Origin of the sequence: Microcystis sp. M53598_WE2 (genome assembly GCF_030067735.1) — a bacterium.
Taxonomy (GTDB): domain Bacteria; phylum Cyanobacteriota; class Cyanobacteriia; order Cyanobacteriales; family Microcystaceae; genus Microcystis; species Microcystis aeruginosa.
Map to the genome: position 1 here is coordinate 1 of NZ_JASJFE010000937.1, position 7782 is coordinate 7782.

General features: G+C 42.3%; 9 protein-coding genes. 3 read left to right on the top strand and 6 right to left on the bottom strand.

Annotation, left to right across the window (positions count from 1 at the left end):
- Positions 1-388, top strand: a 388-nt coding sequence (locus PX636_RS19100; protein ID WP_288118320.1) for a helix-turn-helix domain-containing protein, incomplete at its 5' end; no start/stop codon positions are given.
- 60 nt (positions 389-448) lie between these two features.
- Here the strand turns inward: PX636_RS19100 and shc are convergent.
- From shc to PX636_RS19130, 6 genes are all read right to left on the bottom strand, one after another.
- Positions 449-2356, bottom strand: coding sequence for a squalene--hopene cyclase (gene shc, locus PX636_RS19105; protein ID WP_288118324.1), 1908 nt, complete (start codon positions 2354-2356; stop codon positions 449-451).
- Between the two features lie 109 nt (positions 2357-2465).
- A complete protein-coding gene (gene tsf / locus PX636_RS19110; RefSeq protein ID WP_002734629.1) occupies positions 2466-3221 on the bottom strand; it encodes a translation elongation factor Ts in 756 nt (251 codons plus the stop codon).
- 116 nt (positions 3222-3337) lie between these two features.
- Complete coding sequence (gene rpsB / locus PX636_RS19115) at positions 3338-4135, bottom strand: 30S ribosomal protein S2 (RefSeq protein ID WP_004162676.1); 798 nt, start codon at positions 4133-4135, stop codon at positions 3338-3340.
- Between the two features lie 156 nt (positions 4136-4291).
- Positions 4292-4759 (bottom strand): thioredoxin-dependent thiol peroxidase, encoded by a 468-nt coding sequence (bcp, locus tag PX636_RS19120; protein WP_149985767.1) that lies wholly within the window; start codon positions 4757-4759, stop codon positions 4292-4294.
- A gap of 2 nt (positions 4760-4761) precedes the next feature.
- Positions 4762-5610, bottom strand: coding sequence for a M56 family metallopeptidase (locus PX636_RS19125; protein ID WP_288118321.1), 849 nt, complete (start codon positions 5608-5610; stop codon positions 4762-4764).
- Positions 5610-6098: a BlaI/MecI/CopY family transcriptional regulator gene (locus PX636_RS19130; protein ID WP_002777269.1), complete on the bottom strand. Its 489-nt coding sequence runs from the start codon at positions 6096-6098 to the stop codon at positions 5610-5612. Before PX636_RS19130 ends, PX636_RS19125 begins: the two co-directional genes overlap by 1 nt.
- A gap of 20 nt (positions 6099-6118) precedes the next feature.
- Here PX636_RS19130 and PX636_RS19135 point away from each other — a divergent pair, with 20 nt between their 5' ends.
- Together PX636_RS19135 and PX636_RS19140 are read left to right on the top strand one after the other, a co-directional pair.
- A complete protein-coding gene (locus PX636_RS19135) occupies positions 6119-6409 on the top strand; it encodes a small RNA NsiR4-regulated ssr1528 family protein (protein ID WP_002732452.1) in 291 nt (96 codons plus the stop codon).
- 151 nt (positions 6410-6560) lie between these two features.
- Positions 6561-7748 (top strand): RNA-guided endonuclease InsQ/TnpB family protein, encoded by a 1188-nt coding sequence (locus tag PX636_RS19140; protein WP_288118322.1) that lies wholly within the window; start codon positions 6561-6563, stop codon positions 7746-7748.
- Positions 7749-7782 lie beyond the last annotated feature (34 nt).

Consider the following 7782-nt stretch of genomic DNA (forward strand, 5'->3'; position numbering starts at 1 on the left):
CACTGATAAATACTTAGAATTATTAAAGCAATACCCTCCTCGTCCTATTCACAATGAGGAAGACTTAGAAATGATGCAGGAGGTTATTAATCGCCTTTTAGACAAACCCCAATTAACGGCAGAAGAAAGGGAATATCTAAATGTTTTAGGGGCTTTAATTTATGAGTATGAGGAAAATCAAGAGCCAATACCTGATATTTATGGACTTGAATTGTTGAAATTCATATTAGAGGAAAAAAACCTACAAAAGCAAGATTTGCTATCTATTTTTGAAAGCAAGTCAACCCTGGATGACATTCTTGATGGCCAACAAGAGTTAACTCCTATCTATATTCAAAAATTAGCCAATTTTTTAAATATATCTCCTGATTTATTTTTTCCTAGTTAGTCACAAAAAATGCGCTAGACAGTTAGGCTGATTTCCTGTCTTAACGCATAGGTTAACGGACTAAATCAAAGCCCGATAACGCCCCAAAGCCAGTAGAGGGAAATACTGCTGATAGAAATGATATTTCAGGTAAAAATGACAGGGAAAACCTGTACCGGTGAAGTAATCTTCATCCCATGTACCATTTTCTTTTTGGGTAACAAGAAGATAGTTAACGCCCTTTTCAATCACTTCTCGCTGATAATTGCCGGTGACTTTCCCGACGGCTAATAAACCGATTAATGCCCAAGCAGTTTGGGAAGCGGTACTATTTCCCTGTCCTTTAAATTTAGGGTTATTGTAACTAAAACAGGTTTCACCCCAACCACCATCAACATTTTGACAACTGCTTAACCAATTGGCTCCTTTTTGCAATTGCTGGCGATATTGATTCGGTTCCAGAAAAGCCAAAGCAGATAATGCCCCACTGGTTCCATAAATATAATTTACACCCCAACGACCAAACCAACTACCATCAGCTTCCTGTTCTTTTTCCAGATAATCCAAAGCTTTTTTAACTCGATTTTCCTCCATTTTAACATCACAAGTACCTAACATTTCTAGAACTCTGGCAGTAACATCAGCCGTATTAGGATCGATCATTGCTTTTAGATCGGCATAGGGCAAAGAATTAAGCCAGTTTTGATCGTTATCGATGTCAAAAGCTCCCCAACCACCAGCTTTACACTGCATAGTAGCCATCCAATTAACTGCCCGTTTCATCACACCTTTTTTAATATTTTCATCGGGCATTTTAATTAACTCTAAAGCCATCACCACCACTGCGGAATCGTCTAAATCGGGATACCAGCGATTGTCAAATTCAAAAGCCCAACCGCCAGGGGTTCCGATTTTATTTTTAATCGCCCAATCGCCATAATCAAGAATTTGTTGATCGATTAACCATTGTCCCGCTTTAATTATAGCTGGATGAGCAGGATTTAGCCCGGATTCAATTAGCGATCGAATTACCCAAGCCGTATCCCAAACCGGCGACACACAGGGCTGTACACAATAGGTATTATCTGTCTCAATGGCAAAATTATCCACGGCTTTTAAACCGCGGGCAACAATCGGATCGTCAACATCATAACCTAGGGCTTTTAAAGCTAATAGGGAATTTAACATCGCCGGGATAATTCCCCCCCAATCGCCTGTGTCTTCCTGTCGTTCAATTACCCATTTTTCCGCCGCTTGCAGACTTTCTTGACGGAAGGGAACTAAATCAGTTTTTTCTGTCCATTTAAACAGTCCATCTAACCAGAGAAAAACATCTGACCAATTGTTATTTTTTGGTAACTCATACTTGACATTATTCACCCCTTCTGTATAGAGTTCATCGAGATTAAAACCCATTTTATACACGGGTTTTTTGTCGAAAACAATTAACAAAGGAACCGTACTTCCCCGCGCCCAACTGGACATTTCATAGATAGTAAAAGGGAAATTTTCCGGCAGCAGCATGATCCAAGCGGGGATAGAGGGAACCCCCTGCCAATCATAACAACCAATCAAAGCGAGGTGCATTTTGGTGAAAATGCGGGTTTTACTGATGCCACCTTTAGCTAAGATAAATTCTCTGGCTTTTTCTAAAGCAGGATCATTAACGGGAATTCCCAATAGTCGCAGCCCCATGTAGGCTTCCACAGTGGTGCTGAGATCGCCACCATCCCCATAAAATAACTCCCAAGCGCCGTTAGGACACTGTTGCTGACGCAGATAGGTGGCTGCTTTGTCTAGGGGGCGATTTTTGTCAGTTTTCCAGATTTTGTGCAGTAAAATTGCTTCTGAGGTGATGGTGACATTAGATTCTAATTCTGCCCACCAGTAACCTTCAGAGTATTGGGTAGAAAGTAAATAATTTTGAGAAAGTTCGATCGCTTTCGCTGTTTTAGCGGCTATTTCGGTGATTTTGTCCTGAATCTGCATTTTTTTCCGTTCGACAACCTCTAGGGACCACGAGTGCAAATAATTCATAATTCCCTGAAGACAAAAAGGGTACGAAACTCGCACCCCACCAGATTGATCTTCATTGAACTTACTTTTTCTTTTTGCCTTTAGCGGGCGGATTATCCTTCGCTGCCGGTTCCGGAGCTTTTTCCTCCACTTGCGGGGCTGCTGCTACGGGTTCCGGGGCTTTTTGTCCCATTTGGGCGGCTACTTCGGCGGCGAAATCTGTTTCTTCTTTCTCGATCCCTTCACCTAGTACAAAGCGTTGGAAACGACGCACCTGAATATTTTCTCCCAAAGCGGCGATCGCTTGTTTGAGCAATTCGTCAATACTGATGTTCTGATCGCGGATAAAGGGTTGATCGAGCAGAGAAAGTTCTTTCAAACGTTTTTCAATGCGGCCAGCTACGATTTTTTCTTTGATATTATCGGGTTTATTGGCTAAATCGTCCCGTCCCATCTCAATTTCTTTTTCTTTGGCGGAGATTTCGGCGGGAATATCGGCCACTTTCACATATTCGACGTTAGGACAAGCGGCAATCTGCATCGCCACGTCATTAACCAATTTTTTGAACTCCTCGCGACGGGCAACAAAATCGGTTTCACAGTTCACTTCTACTAAAACACCGATGCGACTGCCGGTGTGGATGTAACTGCCGATCATCCCTTCTGCCGCTACCCGACTAGCTTTTTTCTCGGCGGAAGTAATCCCTTTTTGACGCAACCATTCGATCGCTTTGGTTATATCCCCCGCGTTTTCCGTCAGCGCCCTCTTGCAATCCATCATGCCGGCGCCGGTCTTTTCCCTAAGTTCTTTAACCTGTTGTGCTGTAATTTCCGCCATAAAATTCTTAACCTACTGCTTATAATTGATCATGCCACGAGAGGGGCAGGTTTGACCGATCGATAGGCTCGGAAAGTTTCCCCCCGAACCTAGCTGCGATCAATAGCTAATTTTCCCTAGTTATCGTCGTCTCCACTGGCAAATTCGGCGGCGTATTGGGAATAATCACCTTCTTCCTCGTACTCGGTTTCATTATCGTAGTCTTCCTCGTATTCTTCCACCGCTGCTTGACCACCGCGACGACCTTCGATGATCGCATCGCTAATTTTGCCTAAAATCAGTTTAACTGAGCGAATTGCGTCATCGTTGGCGGGAATCGGCACATCTACTAGGTCAGGATCGCAGTTAGTATCCAAGAGGGAGATGATGGGAATGCCCAATTTTTGGCATTCTTGGATAGCGTTGTATTCCCGACGCTGATCCACTACGACGACTAAATCCGGCAGCCGGCGCATGGTTTTAATGCCACCGAGGTATTTTTCTAGTTTGCCTAATTCCCGACGCAGTACCGATGCTTCTTTTTTCGGTCGTTTATCGAGGGCGCCGCTATTTTCTAATTCTTCTAATTCTTTGAGTCTTTCTACCCGGCCGCGAATGGTTTCCCAGTTGGTTAACATTCCCCCTAACCAGCGTTGGTTAACGAAGTGGCTACCGCTGCGTAAAGCTTCCTGTTTAATGATTGCTGCCGCTTGCCGTTTCGTACCGATGAATAAAAAGCGTTTACCGCGATCGGCTTCTCCTCGGACAAATTCGTAAGCTTCTTCGATTAATTGGGCAGTTTGCACCAAATCAATGATATGAACCCCATTCCGGGCAGTGTAGATGTACTGAGACATTTTCGGGTTCCAACGGCGCGTTTGATGGCCAAAGTGAACACCAGACTCTAGCAATTCTGCAAGAGAGACAACGGGCATATTTTTCTCCTTTTCGGGTTTATCCTCCATCTAGGGCTGGATTTCTAGATTCCTAGAAACACCCGATCGCCTAGATGTGCGATTTTTGACAACTTTTCTAGTCTAACACGAAAGGGCGCAATTGCATACCCGTAAATATTGGGTACTGAGGGCTTCCTACTGCAATTCCTCAAGTTTTTTCAAAACCGCTTCTGCATGGGCTTTTACCTTGACATTTGACCAAATATAGGCAATATTTCCCCGGGGGTCGATCAGGAAAGTGGATCGTTTAATCCCCATATATTCCTTGCCCATAAATTTTTTTAATCCCCAGACTTGATAAATTTCCGCCAGTTGATGATCGGGATCGCTCAATAATTGAATAGTTAAATTGTGTTTTTCAATAAAACGACAGTGGGACTTCTCTGAATCGGGACTAACTCCCAGAATTACCGCATTTAATTGCTGAAATTGCGGTGACAAAGCGGTAAAATCGATCGCTTCTGTGCTGCAGCCCGGAGTGTTATCTTTGGGATAAAAATATAAGACCAACCATTGACCGGCAAAATCTGCTAATTTACTAATTTCGCCTCTTTGGTTTGGGGTGGCAAATTCGGGGGCTTTTTGTCCAACTTCTAGGGTCATTTTTAGGAGTGTAAAGGCAAGAGTAAGAAAGGAGCGAGGGAGAGGGAAAGCAATAGCCAGACTTGATAGTTAAATCTGGGAAGTTCGGGGTTTTCTGACTCGACTAAAGCATCGATTCTCTCTAATAAACGATTATTTAAGGAATGATCATTGAGAGCGACACAGCAACTATCGGAGAAACTTATTTCCGCTACTTGATTAACTTTTTCTGCCACTAAAAGCAGCGATTCAGCTAATAGTAAATAATCCACTTGTCCAGAAGCATACTTATCGGCGCGTAATTCCCGCAAGAAGACCAATTCTGACCATAAATTCTCGCTATTGGGCAGCCAAGAAGACATCGATCGCAACCAACCTAACCAGAAAAACCAGAAAGTGTCATGATATTCTTGGTGAGCTTGTTCGTGGGCTAAAACTGCTTGTAAATGTTCTTGATCTAAGAGATTTAATAATCCTTGCGTCACAATTAATTCCGACTTCCAGAAGCCAACTCTGGCGCTGTAGGGAAAATCCACTGCTAAAACTCTCGCCTTCTGAGCGGTGATTTTTTTGAGGGGATAACTGCTAAAATCCCGATGGGTTTGCCAAGTTTGATAGGAGAGTTTTATCAAACAAAATATAGCAAAAACTAGCCAAATTATAGCACTAAAGTAACTAATTAAACTGGAGTTATAACCCAACATTTGCCCGCGATAGCCCATACAAACCACCGATATAACTGTCATTAACAGCAGCAAAGGAGGAAAGAGAAAGAAAAATAGCGTTATCTGCCAACGACGCTGATAGCTAGGCAGAAACCAACGTAAACCAATGGCGATAGTTAATGCTAGTAATAACATTAAACTGTGCATTAGCGTTCTCTCCGTTGTTGACGTAGGGTATCTAAACGAGAGGCGATCGCTTTTAATTGTTCGACACTAGCAGTATCGAGACTATCGGCAAAAGAAGCCACCACATCCGCATTACCAATAGCCAAAAAACGATGTAATTGTTCGTAGGCTTTAATTGCCTGTGCTTGTTCCTTAGAAACCATCGGTTTCCAGTAGAAAATCCGACCCTGTTTATAACAACTTAACCAGCCTTTATTAGTTAAACGACGCAGTACCGTAGTCACAGAAGTATAGGCCAGATCCCGTTCTGGATCCGCTAAAATGCGATCGTGGACATCCTTAACGCTAACGGGTTCCAATTCCCAGACAATATTGAGAATTTCCGCTTCTAGGGGGCCCAGGGATAACTGTTTTGGTTGATAGGTCGGCAATTGAGCCATAGTCACACAGAAATGAAGATTACTTTCCTGATCATAGCGGCGGATATCGATCGCCTGATAAAATAGCAACGATCCTTTATATTGTCTTTATGTCCACCGAAACTAATTTAACCACAACTACGGGCGCTGATGCCATTGATGTGGCGATCGCTAATGGCATTGATTTTGATGGTTCCCCAATTCCCCCGGCAAAATTGGAACTTTATCACCGGGTAATGGGTTTGGAAGCAGGACGACAAAGAAGCGGGGTTTCTAACACGATGAGATCGCGAATTGTCCGCATCGGGGCCAAACATATCCCCCAAGAGGAGTTAAATCAGCTGTTGTTAGCCGCCGATTTTGCCCCTCTCAAGGAGAAAGAAATCGCTTTTTACCTATAATGTCGGCTTTTCATCTCTCGGTTTCACCTCGGAGATGAAAAGTTCCGCCAGCATAGAACAGCGAAGCACGACTAAGAATAACTCTAATCTATAGTTGCCAATTTAACTTTAGTATGCTAGAGTAGTTTGCGTGGTAGGTCGATAACGCAAAATGTTTGTTTTAGAGTACAAGCTTAGAGGAAAACCATCTCAATATCAAGCCATTGATGAGGCTATTCGGACAGTCCAGTTTGTTCGGAATAAATGTCTTAGATATTGGGCAGACAATAAAGGTGTAGGACAAAAAGATATTTATCGATACACAACTCAATTAAGAGATGAATATCCTTTTGTCAAAGACCTTAACTCTACAGCTTGTCAACAGGCTTGCGAACGGACTTGGACTGCTATTCTTAGGTTCTATAATAACTCTAAGAACAAAATTGCTGGTAAGAAAGGATATCCTAAATACTCTAAACGTACTCATTCTGTTGAGTTTAAAAAGTCAGGTTGGAAACTTAATCGAAATTCCAAGAGAATAACTTTCACTGATGGAAAAAACCTTGGGGAGTTAAAACTAATTGGTAGTCGAGACTTGTTGGATTTTCAAGAATGGCAAATTCAACGGATAAGAATAGTTAAAAGGGCTGATGGATATTATTGCCAGTTAATGCTAAAACTCGATGCTAGAGATATAACCCCACAATTAGAATCGACGGGTCATTGCCTAGGATTAGATCTGGGGTTAAAATATCTTTATGCTGACAGCAACGGGAATACAGTAGAGCCTCCTAAGTATTATCGAAAAGCCGAAAAGCGTCTTAATAAACTGAATAGAAGAAAGTCGAAAAAGTTTAAGAGAGGACAAAAGCAGTCTAATAACTACAAAAAAGCTAGTCAAAAATACGCCAAGGGACACTTAAAAGTAAGTAGGCAACGAGAAGAGTTTGCTAAAAAATTGGCACTCCGTTTAATTCAGTCAAACGACTTGATAGCCTACGAGGATTTAAAAGTCAAGAACCTTGTGCGTAATCGAAAACTAGCCAAGAGTATCAATGATGCTGGTTGGTCACAATTGAGAAAATGGATTGAGTATTTTGGTATTAAATACGGCCGATTAACTATTGCAGTTAATCCAGCCTATACTAGCCAAGAATGCTTTAATTGTGGTCGGTTAATCCAAAAGTCTCTATCAGTTAGAACTCATGTTTGTTTGTGTGGGTATATAGAAGATAGGGACAAGATGGCGGCATTAAATATACTCAAAAAAGCTACGATAGGGCATATCGGAAGCTGGTCGTTAGACCTAAACGCTTGGGGAGATTTAAGCTCTATTTTGGTTGGTAGAAATACCTGCTAAGACAACTTGAGTCAGTGAACCAAGAATCCCTCGC